This is a genomic window from Pandoraea sp. XJJ-1, assembly GCF_026802345.1.
Lineage (GTDB): Bacteria > Pseudomonadota > Gammaproteobacteria > Burkholderiales > Burkholderiaceae > Pandoraea > Pandoraea cepalis.
The window spans coordinates 4,956,839-4,974,022 of record NZ_CP113827.1 but is presented as its reverse complement, the minus strand read 5'-3'; the positions used below and the strand labels follow the sequence as shown (position 1 = coordinate 4,974,022).

Genomic DNA, 17,184 nt, shown 5'->3' with positions numbered 1-17,184 from the left:
GCTCGGGCGGCCGGGGGCGACGCGAAGCTGGCGCAGGCCGAGCGCGATGATGCATCGCAGACAACGTCCGTATCGCCTGCGCCCGACACCTTTCCTCGCTGATATCGCCGATATCGCTGACCATGACAACAAGCGGCATGAAGACCCTCAAACTCGATCTGGGCGAGCGCGCCTATCCGATCCACATCGGCACCGATCTGCTCACGCAGGAGGCCTTGTTCGCGCCGCACGTGCGCGGCACGCACGCCGTGATCGTGACGAACACGACCGTCGCCCCGCTTTACGCCGAGCGCGTCGCGGCAACGCTGCAACGGCTCGGAAAGCGTGTGGTCACCGCTGTGCTGCCCGACGGCGAGGCGCACAAGAACTGGCAAACGCTCAACCTGATTTTCGACGAACTGCTTGGCGCTCAGGCGGACCGCAAGGCGACATTGATCGCGCTGGGCGGCGGAGTCGTCGGCGACATGACCGGGTTTGCCGCCGCCTGCTACATGCGCGGTGTCCCGTTCGTGCAGGTGCCAACGACACTGCTTGCACAAGTGGATTCGTCGGTCGGTGGCAAGACGGGGATCAACCACCCACTCGGCAAGAATATGATCGGAGCGTTCTGGCAGCCGAGCGCCGTGCTGGCCGACATCGGCACGTTGTCCACGTTGCCGGATCGTGAGCTGGCCGCCGGTCTGGCGGAAGTGATCAAGCATGGCGCGATCGCCGATGAACAGTACTTTGACTGGATCGAGGCGAATATCGAAGCGTTGAATGCCCGCGATACGGCGGCACTGACCTACGCCGTGCAGCGCTCGTGCGAGATCAAGGCGCAGGTCGTCGCCAGCGACGAACGCGAACAGGGCCTGCGTGCCACGCTGAACTTCGGTCATACGTTCGGCCATGCCATTGAAGCGGGCCTCGGGTATGGCGAATGGCTGCATGGCGAGGCGGTCGGGTGCGGCATGGTCATGGCGTCCGATCTGTCGGCGCGTCTGGGCTTTATCGACGCGGCGTTTGTCCCGCGAATCAAGGCGCTGATCGTGGCGGCCAAGCTGCCGGTCACGGGGCCGGATCTGGGTGAGGATCGCTACATCGATCTGATGCGCGTCGACAAGAAGGCGGAAGGCGGGGACATCCGCTTCGTACTACTCAACCGGCTGGGGCAGGCGTTCATGACGGGCGTTCCCGAGGCCGAGCTTCGCGCGACGTTGCGCGCCAACATCTAGTAAAGGAGGGCTGGCGATGATCGATTACGAAGCGTCGCTTGCCTCCTACGCGGCGCGCTCGAGCGCGTCACGCGGACGGCGGTTTGCGGAACCTGCGCCTACGACGCGGACCGAATTTCAGCGCGACCGCGACCGCATCATTCATTCGACGGCGTTCCGCCGGCTCGAATACAAGACGCAAGTGTTCGTGAATCACGAGGGCGACCTGTTTCGCACGCGCCTGACACACAGTCTGGAAGTGGCGCAGATCGGCCGGTCGATCGCGCGAAATCTGCGCGTCAGCGAGGATCTCGTCGAGGCGATCGCACTGGCGCACGACCTCGGTCACACGCCCTTCGGTCACGCCGGGCAGGACGCACTCAACGCCTGCATGCAAGATTACGGCGGGTTTGAGCACAATCTGCAGAGCCTTGTCGTTGTCGACGAACTCGAAGAGCATTACGGCGGCTTCGACGGGTTGAACCTCTGTTTCGAGACGCGCGAGGGCATTCTCAAGCACTGTTCGCGCGCGAATGCGAGAGGGCTGGGTGAGCTTGGCGAGCGATTTCTGAAGGGGCGGCAGCCTGGGATGGAAGCGCAGATCGCCAATCTTGCGGACGAGATCGCTTACAACAATCACGATATCGACGATGGTGTGCGCTCCGGCCTGTTGTCGCTCGATCAACTCGACGACGTGCCGCTCTGGAAACGCTATTGCGCCGAGGCGAGGCTTGCATGGCCGGAAATTTCCGGCCGGCGGCTGGTGCACGAAACGACGCGACGGATTATCAATGCGCTGATCGTCGACCTGATCACGACCACGCGTCAACGCGTGGCCGACGCTTCGCCGTTCTCCATTGACGATGTGCGTGGCGCGGGACCGTTGGTGGCCTTTAGCGGCGAGATGCGCGAGCAGGCCGGGCGACTCAAGCGGTTTCTGTTCGAGAATCTCTACCGGCACTATCTGGTGATGCGCATGGCAGCGAAAGCGCAGCGCATCGTTCAGGAGTTGTTCAACGCGTTTCTTGCCGATCCCCGCTTGCTGCCACCCAACTACCGCACCGAGCACGCAGCGGATCAGCCACGCTGGATCGCGCACTACATTGCCGGAATGACGGATCGCTACGCAATCAAGGAATACAGCCGTCTCTTTACCATCGAGCCGACGCTCTGACGCGTGCCTCGGGAGACGATGCGAAACAGCCGGCTTTCGCCGGCTGTTTCGCTATTGCCACCTCGCGTGTGACGATGAGGGCCGGTATCCCGACGCATCACGTTCGATGTCTGCCGGTGCACAACGGCACCGCCGGCGAGTGAGTTAGCTGCGTCCCGCAATGAATCCGAGCACGAGCGCAACAGCCGCTACCGTGCCAACGGTCTGCCATGGGCGCTCGTGGACATAGCCGTCGGCTTCTTCCCAGACCTCGTTGGCGCGACGGCGCAGGTTGGCGCGGGCATCGCCAAACTCGCTGCGCGCTTCACGAAGCTTGTCGCCGATCTCGGCGCGCAGCGCCTCAATATCCGATGCCGACTTCGCGTTGGACAGCGCGTGGTCCAGATCGTCGAGCAGATCGCGCACGCGTGAAGAGACGTCCTGACTCGCCAGACGTGCCGCGCGTGCGGTACGTCGGCCGGCAAAGCGCGCATCGTCGAGGCTGCTGTTGAGTACCGTTTCCGCTTTCGAGGCAATTCCCATTTTCAGACTCCCAAGAGGTGGTATTGAAATGCGGCGTCCGTCAGACTCGGGGAACGACGGCGCCGGTGGAACCCTGAGGCGAACGGCCATTATGGCGCGACCGTTCGCGTGCGTACACCTTCAGAGACTTTCGGGAAACGAAGAAAGTTGCGTCGCGTTGGCTGAAGATCGTGTGAGAATGGGCTGACATCGCGGCCGGAAATACGAAAACGCCGCACGGGGCGGCGTTTTCTAGACGGCTTGAATCGATTTCGTTGCGCCAAGTCAGACCGAATGCAAGCGCTGGCGTGAGCCGGAAAGCTGGCTTGGCGCGGAACTTAGAAGCGGTAACCCAGCGACAGGAACGTGACCACCGGGTTCAGCTTGACCTTGGCTTCGCTGGTCGTGGTGATCGGGCCGCGGGTGGTCGTCAGCTTGGCGGTGGTGCTGACCGGGATGTACGACACGGAGAATGCGAGCGTCCAGTGCTTGTCCATGTTGTAGTTGATACCCGCGTTGAACACTGGCGCCCACGAATTGGTGAGCTTGGCCGTTGTGTTGCCGCCTGGGCCGCCCGTCAATGCATTGCTGGCCAGCGATTGGAAGCCCGGCGTCAGTTCAATGTTCGTATACCAGAAGTAGCTGACCCCAAGGCCGACGAAGGGACGCCATGTATCGTTTGCCTGTCCGAAGTAATACTTCAGCAACAAGGCCGGGCTCCACTGCTTGGCCGATGCCAGCGAACCGCCACCTGGCAGCGCGAGGTTGCCCTGTCCGTAGAGGCGGAACTTCGGCGCGAAGCCGGTGACGGCTTCCACGGCGATGTTGTCGGTAAAGAAGTGGGCAAACGTGAGGCCCGCGGTGTCGGCGTCGTCGACTTGGGCACCCGTATTGCCCAGTCGGCTATTCACTGCCGCGGCCAGACCCGGAACGTTCGATCCGGTCACATTCAGTGGATCGCTGGAAACCTGGGGCGAGAGGTGGAACCAGCCAAGGTTGACAACGTTATCGCCGGCTTGCTGTGCAAACGCGGCCCCGGACACCGTGAGCGTGGCCACGGCAGCCATCGTCAAATGCTTCAACTTCATCGATTCGTCTCCTGCTCAAGATTCTTTATTGTCGAGAATTTCGGTAAATGAAATTCAGGGCCATTATGCCGACGGGGCATAGCAGCGGAAAGCAAGAGTCTGGAGTGCGCGCTCTAAAGGTGTTGTTTCCATGCATCGACTCATGGAATGCCCCTAGAAAAGTGCGCTGGACGGGCGAAAAGCGCGCCCTGACGCCCAGGGCACGCCTTTAGGATTTCACTGCGGAGTCCGATATGTCGAACGCATTCTGCGTCCCGCACGCTGAGTCTAGAACTTGTAGCCGAGCGAGACGAAGGTGACAATCGGGTTCAGTTTGATCTCGGCGTCGGAGGAGGAGAGGACCGTTCCGTCCTGCGCCTTGATCTTGATGTTCGCGGTGGTCTTGAGGGGAACGTAAGAAACCGAGGCGCTGGCGACCCAGTGTTTGTCGAAGGCATAGGACACGCCGGCATTGAAAACGGGTTGCCACGACGCCGACGATTTCGCTTCGACGGTGGTCGGCCCGTTATGCCCGGAAGTGAACGCGAGCACGCTGCCGAAATTCTGATTCAACGCCGCTTCGAAATTCGGATTGAGATTGACGTTCGTGAAGAACGTATAACTCACACCGACCCCCAGAAACGGGCGCCAGGTGGAATTGGCCTGGCCGAAGTAATACTGGAACACAAGCGCCGGACTCCATTGACGAACGCTCTGCACAATCGGATTGTTTTGTGGCGCGCCAAGGTCGATACTCGTGAGCGCGCCGGCCAGTCCCGGCGGTGCGATCACGCCTTGTCCGGTAAGCTTGAACTTGGCGGGAATGCCGGCAACCGTCTGTACGGCAATGTTGTCGGTGACAAAGTGGGTGATGACGAGGCCGAGCGTGTCGGCGTTACTGACCTTCGCTCCGCTTCCGGGGGACGTGAAGTTCGACGGCACCAGGCTTGGAGTGAGCCCTTCCTGGGTGACACTTGTGGTCATCGGCTTGCTGGAGTCTTGCGGCGCGATGTGAAACCATCCGAGATTGACGACGTTGTCGCCGGCTTGTTGTGCACTGGCGCGGGTGGGCGCCAGGGAAACGAAGAGTCCGAGCGCGCACAAGCACGCCGCGGACCGATAGGCCCGAGTTGTCATTTGTCTATCCTCCCAAGATTATTTATTTATTTTTCGATGCATTATGCGCTTGGGATTTCACGGCGCAATCGCCGTATCTAGAGCTTTTGTACGAATCAACGGGGTTTGGCTAGATATCAGTATTTAAAGGGGTTTTTATGATGAAACTCCCTCGACGATCGTGATATCGAGCTTTAAAGAATTACATTTGAATCCGCATGGCCCGATTACCGCGACTTTTCATTCCACGCCAACCGCAGCATGTGATTCTGCGCGGCAATAACCGGCAGGCGATCTTCGTCGACGACGAGGACCGGCGTGTATTTCACGACCGGTTGCGCGACGCCGCGCGCGCCAACGGACTGGCGATTCACGCCTGGTGCATGATGCCGAACCACCTGCATCTGGTTGCCACGCCCGCAGACGAGCGCAGCCTTCCGGCCACGCTTCAGGCCGTTGGTCGCTACTACGTGTTGTATTTCAACCGGCGTCACCAGCGCACCGGCACGCTTTGGGAGGGCCGGTATCGCGCCACGGTCATCGAAGCGGAACACTATCTGCTGCTTGCCAGCCGGTACGTCGAGCTCAACCCGGTGCGCGCGGGGCTGGCAGATGCCCCCGGGAATTACCGATGGTCGAGTTACCTCCATCACGTCGGCCTCACGGTCGATAGTCTGGTCACGGACCACGCGCTGTATTGGGCGCTCGGCAATACACCGTTCGAACGTCAACGTGCCTACGCCGAGGGGTTTTCGATCCCGCTGCCGGCACCTGAGATTGACGCATTGCGTACGGCAACGCAGAAAGGATGGCTGCTCGGCGGGCCCGATTATCAGGCTCGCATGTCACTTACCGCCAACCGGCGCGTGAGTCCTCTCACGCGCGGTCGTCCACGCAAAGCGATCTCGGACGCGCTCTGACACTGGCTGGCCGCAGGCCGGTTCCGGTCTGCCTCGCTTTCTCCAGCTATTTGAAATCACAGAATTTTTTGACGAGCACAGATCGGATCGAATTAATCTGACCCTAATAAAAAGGGGCCTTCGATCAGCGTGGTTTTTAATGCGAATCTGACCCCATTAAATTGTTTTGTCTTTGTGAATTCCTTGGCGTATATTCCAACTTCGGCCGATTGGTGCGATGCGCAAAAGCGTGCGCGCTGAGTCGGCTCCCTGTGGCGACGCCCAAGAACGACCTTCGACGCGCGCGAATCCGCAGTCCTGGCCCACCCGGCCACCCCCACTTAACCCGGTCGAGCGCGACGAGCATGCGCGCGGCGACCTCGCCAAGAGACGGTGTAACTCGTGGAAAAGAAACAGCAACCGATTGCAGCGGCCGTAGCGATGCCGGGTGAGGCGTACGTGGCGCCGGACGCTCAGGGCATGTACGACCCGGCCAACGAACATGACGCCTGCGGCGTCGGCTTCGTGGCCCACATCAAGGGCGTGAAGAGTCATGCCATCGTCGAGCAGGGCCTGAAGATTCTCGAAAACCTCGATCACCGGGGTGCCGTGGGCGCCGACCCGTTGATGGGTGACGGGGCCGGCATCCTGCTCCAGATTCCCGATCAGTTCTACCGCGAAGAGATGGCCCGGCAAGGCGTGACCCTGCCGCCGGCCGGCGAATACGGTGTCGGCATGATCTTTCTGCCGAAGGAACACGCGTCGCGTCTGGCCTGCGAACAGGAACTCGAGCGGACCGTGAAGGCCGAGGGGCAAGTCGTGCTGGGTTGGCGCGACGTCGCGATCGATCGCGACATGCCGATGTCGCCCAACGTGAAGGCGACCGAGCCGGTGATCCGTCAGATCTTCATCGGCCGTGGGCAGGACATCATGGTGACGGACGCCCTCGAGCGTAAGCTGTACGTCATCCGCAAGACGGCAAGCCATCGCATTCAGGCGCTCAAGCTCAAGCACGGCAAGGAATACTTCGTGCCGTCGATGTCGGCGCGCACGATCGTCTACAAGGGGCTGCTGCTGTGCGACCAGGTCGGCCGCTACTACCGCGACCTGGCCGATCCGCGCACCGTCTCGGCGCTCGCCCTCGTTCACCAGCGTTTCTCGACGAACACGTTCCCGGCATGGGAGCTGGCGCACCCGTACCGAATGGTCGCGCACAACGGTGAAATCAACACCGTCAAGGGCAACGTCAACTGGATCAACGCCCGCACGGGCGCGATCTCGTCGGCCGTGCTCGGCGACGATCTGCAGAAGTTGTGGCCGCTGATCTACCCGGGCCAGTCGGACACCGCATCGTTCGACAACTGCCTCGAAATGCTCACGATGGCCGGCTATCCGCTCGCCCACGCCGTGATGATGATGATCCCGGAAGCCTGGGAGCAGCACACACTGATGGACGACAACCGCCGCGCGTTCTACGAATATCACGCCGCGATGATGGAGCCGTGGGACGGCCCCGCCGCCATCGCCTTCACCGACGGTCGTCAGATCGGCGCGACGCTCGACCGTAACGGTCTGCGTCCGGCGCGCTTCGTGATTACCGACGACGACATGGTCATCCTGGCCTCGGAATCGGGCGTGCTGCCGATTCCCGAGTCGAAGATCGTCAAGAAGTGGCGCCTGCAGCCGGGCAAGATGTTCCTGATCGACATGGAGCAGGGCCGCATCATCGACGACAAGGAACTCAAGGACAACCTCGCCAACGCGAAGCCGTACAAGAGCTGGATCGACGCCGTGCGCATCAAGCTCGACGAGATCGAGCCGAAGGTCGAAGAGGCCGGTGTGCATCACGATTCGGCCACGCCGCTGCTCGATTTGCAGCAGGCCTTCGGCTACACGCAGGAAGAAGTGAAGCTGCTGATGACGCCGATGGCGATCAACGGCGAAGAAGCCGTGGGCTCGATGGGCAACGACAGCCCGCTCGCGGTCATGAGCAACAAGAACAAGACGCTCTATCATTACTTCCGCCAGTTGTTCGCCCAGGTGACGAACCCGCCGATCGATCCGATCCGCGAGAACATGGTGATGTCGCTGGTGTCGTTCATCGGCCCGAAGCCGAACCTGCTCGACACGAACAACATCAACCCGCCGATGCGTCTCGAAGTGTCGCAGCCGGTGCTGGACTTCAAGGAAATCGCGAAGATCCGTCACATCGACAAGTACACCGGGGGCAAATTCCGCTCGTACGAGCTGAACATCTGCTATCCGGTCGCGTGGGGCAAGGAAGGCATTGAAGCGCGCCTCGCGTCGCTGTGCGCCGAAGCCATCGACGCGGTGAAGTCGGGCTACAACATCCTCATCGTGTCGGACCGCCTGACGAATCGCGAACAAGTCGCCATCCCGGCGCTGCTCGCGACCTCGGCCGTGCACCAGCATCTGGTCGCGCAAGGTCTGCGCACGAGCACCGGCCTCGTGGTCGAAACCGGTTCGGCGCGCGAAGTGCACCACTTCGCATTGCTCGCGGGCTACGGCGCGGAAGCCGTTCACCCGTACCTCGCGATGGAGACGCTCGCACAGATCGCCCGCAAGCAGGGTGGCGACCTCACGCCCGAGAAGGCGGTCAAGCACTTCGTCAAGGCGGTCGGCAAGGGCCTGCACAAGGTCATGTCGAAGATGGGCATCTCGACGTACATGTCGTACACCGGCGCGCAAATCTTCGAAGCCATCGGCTTGTCGCAGGAACTGGTCAAGAAGTACTTCCAGGGCACGGCGTCGAACGTCGGCGGTATCGGCATTTTCGAAGTGGCCGAGGAAGCGGTGCGTCTGCATCGCGACGCCTTCAGCGACAACCCGGTGCTCGCAAACATGCTCGACGCCGGTGGCGAGTACGCGTTCCGCATTCGTGGCGAAGACCATATGTGGACGCCGGATGCCATCGCCAAGCTCCAGCACTCGACCCGTTCGAACTCGTACCAGACGTACAAGGAATACGCGAACCTCATCAACGACCAGAGCAAGCGTCACATGACGTTGCGCGGTCTGTTCGAGTTCCGCGTCGATCCGCAGCGCGCGATTCCGCTCGATCAGGTTGAATCGGCCAAGGACATCGTGAAGCGTTTCGCCACCGGTGCCATGTCGCTCGGCTCGATCTCGACCGAAGCGCACGCCACGCTGGCCGTTGCCATGAACCGTATCGGCGGCAAGTCGAACACGGGCGAAGGCGGCGAAGATGCGCGCCGTTATCGCAACGAGCTGAAGGGAATTCCGATCAAGAAGGGCGAATCGCTCGCATCGATCGTGGGGCACGACGTCATCGAGGCCGATATCGAACTTCAGGATGGCGATTCGCTGCGCTCGAAGATCAAGCAGGTGGCCTCGGGCCGCTTCGGCGTGACGGCTGACTATCTGGTCTCGGCCGATCAGATCCAGATCAAGATGGCGCAGGGCGCCAAGCCGGGCGAAGGCGGTCAGCTGCCGGGTCACAAGGTGACCGAATACATCGGCAAGCTGCGTTACTCGGTGCCGGGCGTCGGCCTGATTTCGCCGCCCCCGCACCACGACATCTACTCGATCGAAGATCTGGCGCAGCTCATCCACGATCTGAAGAACGTGAATGCCTCGTCGTCGATTTCGGTGAAGCTCGTGTCCGAGGTGGGCGTGGGGACGGTCGCCGCCGGTGTCGCGAAGGCCAAGGCCGATCACGTGGTGATCGCCGGTCACGACGGTGGCACGGGCGCTTCGCCCCTGTCGTCGGTGAAGTACGCCGGCACGCCGTGGGAGCTGGGCCTGGCCGAGACGCAACAGACGCTGGTGCTCAATCGCTTGCGCGGTCGTATCCGTGTGCAAGCCGACGGTCAGATGAAGACCGGTCGCGACGTGGTGATCGGCGCACTGCTGGGTGCCGACGAATTCGGCTTCGCGACGGCGCCGCTCGTCGTCGAGGGCTGCATCATGATGCGCAAGTGCCACCTGAACACCTGCCCGGTGGGCGTGGCGACGCAAGACCCGGTGTTGCGCAAGAAATTCCAGGGCAAGCCGGAGCACGTGGTCAATTACTTCTTCTTCGTGGCCGAAGAAGTGCGCGAAATCATGGCGCAACTGGGCATCTCGAAGTTCGACGATCTGATCGGCCGCGCTGACCTGCTCAACACCCGCGCGGGCGTGGAGCACTGGAAGGCGAAGGGCCTGGACTTCGCGCGCATCTTCCATCTGCCGGAAATGGAAGCGGACGTACCGCGTCTGCATGTCGAAACGCAAGATCACGGTCTGGCCGCCGCACTCGATCACGCGCTCATCGAAAAGGCGCTGCCGGCGCTCGAGAAGGGCGAGCATGTCTCGTTCATTCAGCCGGTGCGCAACCGTAACCGTACGGTCGGCGCAATGCTTTCGGGCGAAGTGGCTAGGCGTTACGGCCATGACGGTCTGCCGGACGACACGATCCACGTGCAGCTCAAGGGCACGGCCGGCCAGAGCTTCGGGGCGTTCCTCGCACGCGGCATCACGCTCGATCTGGTAGGCGACGGCAACGACTATGTGGGTAAGGGCCTGTCGGGCGGGCGCATCATCGTGCGTCCGACCAACGACTTCCGCGGCAACGCCGAAGACAACATCATCGTGGGCAACACCGTGATGATTGGCGCCATCGAAGGCGAAGCCTTCTTCAATGGCGTGGCCGGCGAACGCTTCTGCGTGCGGAACTCGGGCGCCACCGCCGTGGTGGAAGGCTCAGGCGACCACGGTTGCGAATACATGACCGGCGGTACGGTGGTCGTGTTGGGCGAGACCGGGCGTAACTTCGCGGCGGGGATGTCGGGCGGTGTGGCCTACGTGTACGACGCTGACGGCACGTTCGCCGCCAAGTGCAACACCGCGATGGTCGCTCTCGACCCGGTGCTGCCGCACGGCGAGCAGGAGCGCACGGTGAGCCAGGGATTGTGGCATCGCGGCCAGACCGACGAGGCGCAACTGCGCGAGCTGATCGAGCGTCACTTCCAGTTCACGGGCTCGACGCGCGCCAAGGCGCTGCTCGAAGACTGGGACGGCGCGCGCCGCAAGTTCGTGAAGGTGTTCCCGAGCGAATACAAGCGGGCCCTCGGCGATATGGCCAAGGCCAACGAAAAACAAGCACTGGCGGCCTGAAGCCGCTAGCGCGGCGGCGCCACGGGGTGAGGGCCCCGATGGCGTGCCGCGCGCGGGTGAGGCACGGTAACCACAAAACTTTCCGACTGAAGAAACATGGGCAAGGTCACAGGTTTTCTCGAATTCGAGCGCCAGGGCGAGTCTTACGAAGCACCGCTGGCACGCGTAAAGCATTACAAGGAGTTCGTGCTCGCGCTCTCCGACGAGCAGGCAAAGGTGCAGGGCGCGCGCTGCATGGACTGCGGCATTCCGTTCTGCACCAACGGTTGCCCGGTCAACAACATCATTCCCGACTTCAACGACCTGGTGTATCGCCAGGACTGGAAGTCGGCCATCGCGGTGCTGCACTCGACGAACAACTTCCCCGAGTTCACGGGCCGTATCTGCCCGGCGCCGTGTGAAGCCGCCTGTACGCTGAACATCAACAGCGATGCGGTGGGCATCAAGTCGATCGAACACGCGATCATCGACAAGGCGTGGAGCGAAGGCTGGGTCGAACCGCAGCCCGCGAAGCACAAGACCGGCAAGACGGTCGCCGTCGTCGGCTCGGGCCCGGCGGGCATGGCCGTGGCGCAGCAACTTGCGCGCGCCGGTCACGACGTCACCGTGTTCGAAAAGAACGACCGTGTGGGCGGACTGCTGCGCTACGGCATTCCCGACTTCAAACTGGAGAAGTGGCTGATCGATCGCCGCATGCGCCAGATGGAAGCCGAGGGCGTGACGTTCCGCACGGGTGTCTACGTCGGCAAGGACGCGCCGGAAGCCCACGTCAACAACTTCTCCAAAGAGACGATCTCGCCGGAGCAGTTGCAGGCGCAATTCGACGCCGTGGTGATCGCGGGCGGTGCAGAACAGCCGCGCGATCTGCCGGTGCCGGGGCGCGAGCTGGAAGGCATCCATTACGCGATGGAATTCCTGCCCCAGCAGAACAAGGTCAATGCGGGCGACAAGCTGGCCAACCAGTTGTTGGCCACGGGCAAGCAGGTGATCGTGATCGGGGGCGGTGATACCGGTTCCGACTGCGTGGGCACGTCGAACCGTCACGGCGCAAAGAGCGTGACGCAGTTCGAACTGCTGCCGCAGCCGCCCGAGCAGGAAAACAAGCCGATGGTGTGGCCGTACTGGCCGACCAAGCTGCGTACATCGTCGAGCCACGAAGAGGGTTGCGAGCGTGACTGGTCGGTGGCAACGAAGCGCTTCGAAGGCAAAAACGGCAAGGTCGAGAAGCTGATTGCCGTGCGTCTCGAATGGAAGGACGGCAAAATGCAGGAAGTGCCGGGCTCGGAATTCGAACTCAAGGCCGACCTGGTGCTGCTCGCGATGGGCTTCGTGTCGCCGTTGCAGACCGTGCTCGACGCGTTCGGCGTGGACAAGGACGCGCGCGGCAACGTGCGTGCCTCGACCGAAGGCGAGCGCGCCTACACGACGAACCTGCCGAAGGTGTTCGCGGCCGGTGACGTGCGTCGCGGTCAGTCGCTGGTGGTGTGGGCGATTCGCGAAGGCCGTCAGTGCGCCCGTGCGGTGGACGAGTTCCTGATGGGCTACTCGGAACTGCCGCGCTGAGCGCGTGAAAGAGTAATGCCTGCCAAAACCACAAATACGGGGTTGAGAGGAGGGGCGCGGAGGTAGGTCTCTGCGTTGCCGTGAAGAAACCGTCCGGGCGACAACGTCCGGGCGGTTTTTTCTTGCCCGATCGCTTTGCGTGTCTTTGTTTGCACGGTATTCGGGCGACCGGGACATGCACAAGATCGATAAATATAAGATGTCATATGACATGGCCGATCTTGCGTCATCGGCCTTCAGGGAAACACCCCTGGTATAGGTGGGCGCCAATGAATATAAGGCTTGTCGCGTCGATGCAAGGCATCGAGTGAAATACTAGGGATTCTCCGTAAACCGACCAATTGGCCATTGTCATCGTACATCGTCTGACGTAGGATGCCTCTCCATGCGACCCCCACGTTTTCGATGAGCGTCGGGCGCGCCGACGCGGCGCCGGGTTTGTTGTGGCAAGGCGTCGTCGCATGCACTGCGATCTACCGACGAACAAGGACTGATATGAGCCAGACATCCGGCAAACCCTTCCGCCGTCTGCTGCTGACCGGCGCAGCGGGCAATCTTGGCAAACAACTGCGCGGCAAGCTCGCCGAGTGGGCGGATATCGTGCGCGTGAGCGACATCGTGCCGCTCACGGCTGATGCGCCGCACGAAGAAGCCATGCAGGTCGACCTCGCGGATCGCGCCGCCGTGCACGCGCTGCTCGAAGGCGTCGACGCGCTGGTGCATCTGGGCGGCATCTCCGTCGAGGCGCCGTTCGACGACATCATGCAAGCCAATATTCTCGGCATGTACAACGTCTATAGCGCGGCGCAGAAGCAGGGGGTGAAGCGCATCGTCTACGCCAGCTCGAATCATGCGGTGGGTTTCCATCCCGTGACGGAAGTGCTCGATGTCGACGCGCCGCACCGTCCGGACAGCATGTACGGTATCTCGAAATGTTTCGGTGAAGACCTGTCCCGCTACTACTTCGATCGCTTCGGTCTGGAGACCGTGTGCCTGCGCATCGGCTCGTCGTTCGAGCAGCCGAAGAATCCGCGCATGATGGTGACATACCTGAGCTATCGCGATTTCGTCGAACTCGTGCGCTGCTCGTTGTTCACGAATCGCGTGGGCCATGCCATTGTCTACGGCGTGTCGAACAACCCGACGCTGTGGGTCGACAATACGAAGGCCGCGTTTCTTGGCTTCCGTGCGCAAGACAGCTCGGCGGAATTCGCCGGCCTGTTTCCGGCGCAGGCGCCCGATCCGCGCATGGACGATGTGACGCAGCGCTACCAAGGCGGACCGTTCGTGCTGCTGGGGCCGATGGAACCCAAGGCATGACGGTGTCGATCGAACGGCTCGAACCGTCGCGACAGACGCCTCACGCCGTTGGCGAGAGCCCGTTGTGGCGGGCCGACGAGCAGGCGCTCTACTGGGTGGACATCCCCGCGAAGCAACTGCATCGCGTAACGCCCGCCGACGGCGATCATCGCCAATGGACATTCCCCGAGCAGATCGCGTGCTTTACCTTCGACGCCTCGGGCATGCTGCTGGCGGGCTGCGAGACTGGGCTGTTCGCGGCGCGCCTGGGGCCGCCGGGCACGCTTGCGGCGTCTGATTGGCAGCGACTGGCCGCGCCGGTGTTCCCGTTGCCGGGCATGCGCTTCAACGACGGACGCTGCGATCGGCAGGGCCGCTTCTGGGCGGGCACGATGGTGCAGGATATGTCGCTCGCGAGCGACGCAGGCGCGCTCTTCTGTTTCGACACGCACGGCCGTCTGTCGGCGCCGCTCGTCGAGGGCCTGGTGACGCAGAACGGTTTGGGCTTCTCGCCGGACAGCCGCACGATGTACCTGAGCGATTCGCATCCGACGCGCCGCCGCGTGTGGGCGTTCGACTTCGATGCCGAGTGCGGTGCGATCAGCGGGCAGCGGCTGTTCGTCGACATGAATGACTATCCTGGCCGTCCGGACGGCGCGGCCGTCGATGCCGACGGCGCTTACTGGACGTGCGCCAACGACGGTAGCCGCTTGCTTCGCTTCACGCCCGCAGGCGTGCTGGACCGCGAGATCGTGCTGCCGGTGTCGAAGCCGTCGATGTGCGCGTTCGGCGGGCGCGACTTCGACACGTTGTTTGTTACGTCGATTCGTCCGGCAACCGGCGCGACCGAACACGACGGCCATGTGTTGGCCGTGCGTTGCGGCGCGCAGGGATTGCCGGAGGTGCCTTACGCCGGCTAGGCCGCGTCGACCACCCGTGGCGGCGCGACGTCGCCCGCGGCATGCAGCGTCATGGTGTGTTGATGGAAGCGGCCGAGCGTTTCCCTATGGGCCACGCTGACCATCGTGGTGCCCGGTAGGCGCGCATGCAGCGCTTCATACACCGCCTCCTCGGTTTCTACGTCGAGCGCACTGGTCGCTTCGTCGAGGAACAGATAATCCGGCTTTTGCAGCAAGGCGCGCGCGGTGGCGAGCCGTTGTTGCTCGCCGCCGGACAAGCGGCGGGCCCAGTGAGCGACGGTCAGTAACTCGTCACGATACTGCTCGAGGTTGACGGCGCTGAGCACGTCTCGGCATTCGTCGTCGGTAAAAGTATCGGCATGCGAAGGAAAGGCCAGGGCCGCCTTCAGTGTGTCGATCGGCAAATAGCTTTGTTGTGACAGGAACAGCACGCGGGCGTCGGCGGGAACTTCGATGCGTCCGCTGCCGAACGGCCACAGGCCGGCGAACGCGCGCAGCATGGTGCTCTTGCCGCAGCCCGAGCGGCCACGGATGAGCCATCGCGAGCCAGGCGCAAAGGCAAACGACCCGGCGACCGCGAGCGGTGCACCGTCGGGTAGCGCCAGGCGAAGATCGGTGGCCGTGAAGGCTGCCGAGGGCGAATGGGCGGTCGTCACGAGCGCAATGCCACCGGTGCTCGGTGCTTGTGGCGGTGCGTCGATCACGCGCGTGAATTCGCGCAGCCGGTTGATCGTCGCTTTCCAGTCGGCCAACGTCGAGAAGCTGTTCACGAACCACGAAAAACCGTCGCTCACTTGCCCGAACGCACCGATGATCTGCATGAGCACGCCGAGCGTGAACGCGCCGGCGAAGTAGCGCGGTGCGGCCGCCATGATCGGGAACACGATGGCGATCTGCCCGTAGATCGAATTCGCGAAGATCAGCCGTTTCGTCACGACCATGATCTGCCACCAGTTGTCGCGCACGGCCCCGAAGGCCGACGTCAGGCGCGACAATTCAGCGCCTTCACCGCGATAGAGCGCGACCTGCTCCGCCGACTCGCGCAGACGCACCAGCAGAAAGCGGAAATCCGCTTCCACCTGCTGCTGACGATAGCTCAGCCCCACGAGTGGCCGACCGACCTTGAAGATGAAGAACGATCCCACCAGGGCGTAGAGCGCCGCGACCCAGACCATGTAGCCGGGAATCGTCACGTTCATGCCGCCCAGCACAAATGACACGGCGCCTGAGATCGTCCAGAGAATGGTGATGAACGAAAACAGCGAGACCAGCGTCGTGAGCAAATCGAGCGACAGCGCCAGCGATGCGCTGACCAGCGTGCGGATGTCTTCCGAAATACGTTGGTCCGGGTTGTCCGCCAGATGGTCGCGCTCGATGCGGTAATAGGCTTGATGCGAGAACCACTTCGACAGGTTGGCATCGGTGACCCACTGCCGCCAGCGAATTTCGAGCATCTGGCGGAAGTAGGTGCGGAACGTCGCAATGACGATGAAGCTGAATGCGAGTACCGCGAATTCGATCAGCGACGACTTGAAGATGGGCCAATCGCGCTTGTCGAGCGCGTCATAGAAGCCGGCGTTCCACGCATTCAGTCGTACGTTGATGAACACGACGGCAAGATTGAGCGCCACGACGAGTGCGAGCAACCGACGGCCCTCCCAGCGCTTCTCCGAGGCCCAGTAGGGCCGGATCAACTGCCACGCAGTGGGGTGCTTCGGTGGCTTGGGGGCAGGGACGGCCGGGTTGCCGGCGGGCGGCGCCTCGGGAGGCGGGGAAGACATCGGCGTGTGGGCCATGATCGTCTGGCGGGGTTGCCGCGGAAATGCAACGTGTTATTAGGGTCGACGGCCCATTTGACCGCAGTTCCGGCGGGTGCGTTGCACAATTTTCGGATTGGGGGCGCTTGTCACGTCGGTTTTCAGTTTACGTGGGGTTACACGGCCCGGGGGATTCGTCAAAAAACGAGACGCATCGCGCGTGCAATCGTCCGATGCCCCGGCTTGCACGGGCATCGGCATCTATGTTGTAATGGCTGCGGGCGAAACAGGGGTGCTCCGTGTCGAACGCAGGTGTTGACCATGCGTAACCATACGACGCGGGGCTGAGAGAGACCCTTTGCACCCGACCCGGGTAATACCGGCGTGGGAAGTTTCCGACTACTCCAGTGGGGTAAGGTGTTCAACACCGTTTCGTCCTTTTGCTTTCATGAGGAAAGGACCCCATGCGCTGCCTTCCGCAGATTCCTGCGCTTATCCCTGCGGTTTTCGCCGCAACGACTTCCGAGATTCCGCTCGCGAGTCATCCTTTGCCTGCTTT

The 17,184-nt window shown here is 62.4% G+C and carries 11 protein-coding genes and 1 riboswitch; of the genes, 7 read left to right on the top strand and 4 right to left on the bottom strand.

Features of this window, described 5'->3' with window-relative positions:
- Window positions 1-137: 137 nt before the first annotated feature.
- Entirely contained in the window at window positions 138-1,214 is a 1,077-nt protein-coding gene (aroB, locus tag OYT13_RS22985) for a 3-dehydroquinate synthase (RefSeq protein ID WP_017235766.1), read from the top strand.
- A 16-nt stretch (window positions 1,215-1,230) separates the two neighbouring features.
- Window positions 1,231-2,367, top strand: coding sequence for a deoxyguanosinetriphosphate triphosphohydrolase (locus OYT13_RS22980; protein ID WP_017235765.1), 1,137 nt, complete (start codon window positions 1,231-1,233; stop codon window positions 2,365-2,367).
- A 144-nt stretch (window positions 2,368-2,511) separates the two neighbouring features.
- Here OYT13_RS22980 and OYT13_RS22975 read toward each other — a convergent pair whose 3' ends face one another.
- The 3 genes from OYT13_RS22975 to OYT13_RS22965 all read right to left on the bottom strand — a co-directional run bounded on the left by OYT13_RS22975 (window position 2,512) and on the right by OYT13_RS22965 (window position 5,072).
- Entirely contained in the window at window positions 2,512-2,889 is a 378-nt protein-coding gene (locus tag OYT13_RS22975) for a DUF883 family protein (protein ID WP_017235764.1), read from the bottom strand.
- A gap of 317 nt (window positions 2,890-3,206) precedes the next feature.
- Complete coding sequence (locus OYT13_RS22970) at window positions 3,207-3,956, bottom strand: OmpW/AlkL family protein (protein ID WP_017235763.1); 750 nt, start codon at window positions 3,954-3,956, stop codon at window positions 3,207-3,209.
- 267 nt (window positions 3,957-4,223) lie between these two features.
- Complete coding sequence (locus OYT13_RS22965) at window positions 4,224-5,072, bottom strand: OmpW/AlkL family protein (RefSeq protein WP_017235762.1); 849 nt, start codon at window positions 5,070-5,072, stop codon at window positions 4,224-4,226.
- 197 nt (window positions 5,073-5,269) lie between these two features.
- Between OYT13_RS22965 and OYT13_RS22960 the strand changes: the two genes are divergently transcribed.
- The 5 genes from OYT13_RS22960 to OYT13_RS22940 all read left to right on the top strand — a co-directional run bounded on the left by OYT13_RS22960 (window position 5,270) and on the right by OYT13_RS22940 (window position 14,868).
- On the top strand, window positions 5,270-5,971 hold the full coding sequence (locus tag OYT13_RS22960) for a transposase (protein ID WP_268566989.1): 702 nt from the start codon (window positions 5,270-5,272) through the stop codon (window positions 5,969-5,971).
- Window positions 5,972-6,391: 420 nt separating this feature from the next.
- Window positions 6,392-11,086 carry a glutamate synthase-related protein gene (locus OYT13_RS22955; protein WP_150563391.1) on the top strand — a complete coding sequence of 1,565 codons (4,695 nt, stop codon included), beginning with the start codon at window positions 6,392-6,394 and terminating at the stop codon, window positions 11,084-11,086.
- 96 nt (window positions 11,087-11,182) lie between these two features.
- Window positions 11,183-12,649, top strand: a complete 1,467-nt coding sequence (locus OYT13_RS22950; RefSeq protein WP_268566988.1) for a glutamate synthase subunit beta — start codon at window positions 11,183-11,185, stop codon at window positions 12,647-12,649.
- Between the two features lie 495 nt (window positions 12,650-13,144).
- On the top strand, window positions 13,145-13,969 hold the full coding sequence (locus tag OYT13_RS22945) for an NAD-dependent epimerase/dehydratase family protein (protein ID WP_150610059.1): 825 nt from the start codon (window positions 13,145-13,147) through the stop codon (window positions 13,967-13,969).
- Window positions 13,966-14,868 (top strand): SMP-30/gluconolactonase/LRE family protein, encoded by a 903-nt coding sequence (locus OYT13_RS22940; protein WP_268566987.1) that lies wholly within the window; start codon window positions 13,966-13,968, stop codon window positions 14,866-14,868. The genes OYT13_RS22945 and OYT13_RS22940 overlap by 4 nt, the downstream gene beginning before the upstream one ends.
- Here OYT13_RS22940 and OYT13_RS22935 read toward each other — a convergent pair.
- Window positions 14,865-16,649 carry an ABC transporter ATP-binding protein/permease gene (locus OYT13_RS22935; RefSeq protein ID WP_026132326.1) on the bottom strand — a complete coding sequence of 595 codons (1,785 nt, stop codon included), beginning with the start codon at window positions 16,647-16,649 and terminating at the stop codon, window positions 14,865-14,867. The genes OYT13_RS22940 and OYT13_RS22935 overlap by 4 nt on opposite strands.
- 254 nt (window positions 16,650-16,903) lie before the next feature.
- Window positions 16,904-17,033: riboswitch (TPP riboswitch) on the top strand.
- Window positions 17,034-17,184 lie beyond the last annotated feature (151 nt).

Excerpts from the sequence above, each read along its gene's own strand:
- OYT13_RS22950 (WP_268566988.1), top strand. The coding sequence starts at position 11,183 with ATGGGCAAGGTCACAGGTTTTCTCGAATTCGAGCGCCAGGGCGAGTCT.
- OYT13_RS22935 (WP_026132326.1), bottom strand. The coding sequence starts at position 16,649 with ATGTCTTCCCCGCCTCCCGAGGCGCCGCCCGCCGGCAACCCGGCCGTC.
- OYT13_RS22970 (WP_017235763.1), bottom strand. The coding sequence starts at position 3,956 with ATGAAGTTGAAGCATTTGACGATGGCTGCCGTGGCCACGCTCACGGTG.
- aroB (WP_017235766.1), top strand. The coding sequence starts at position 138 with ATGAAGACCCTCAAACTCGATCTGGGCGAGCGCGCCTATCCGATCCAC.
- OYT13_RS22940 (WP_268566987.1), top strand. The coding sequence starts at position 13,966 with ATGACGGTGTCGATCGAACGGCTCGAACCGTCGCGACAGACGCCTCAC.
- OYT13_RS22965 (WP_017235762.1), bottom strand. The coding sequence starts at position 5,072 with ATGACAACTCGGGCCTATCGGTCCGCGGCGTGCTTGTGCGCGCTCGGA.
- OYT13_RS22945 (WP_150610059.1), top strand. The coding sequence starts at position 13,145 with ATGAGCCAGACATCCGGCAAACCCTTCCGCCGTCTGCTGCTGACCGGC.
- OYT13_RS22955 (WP_150563391.1), top strand. The coding sequence starts at position 6,392 with ATGCCGGGTGAGGCGTACGTGGCGCCGGACGCTCAGGGCATGTACGAC.
- OYT13_RS22975 (WP_017235764.1), bottom strand. The coding sequence starts at position 2,889 with ATGGGAATTGCCTCGAAAGCGGAAACGGTACTCAACAGCAGCCTCGAC.
- OYT13_RS22980 (WP_017235765.1), top strand. The coding sequence starts at position 1,231 with ATGATCGATTACGAAGCGTCGCTTGCCTCCTACGCGGCGCGCTCGAGC.
- OYT13_RS22960 (WP_268566989.1), top strand. The coding sequence starts at position 5,270 with ATGGCCCGATTACCGCGACTTTTCATTCCACGCCAACCGCAGCATGTG.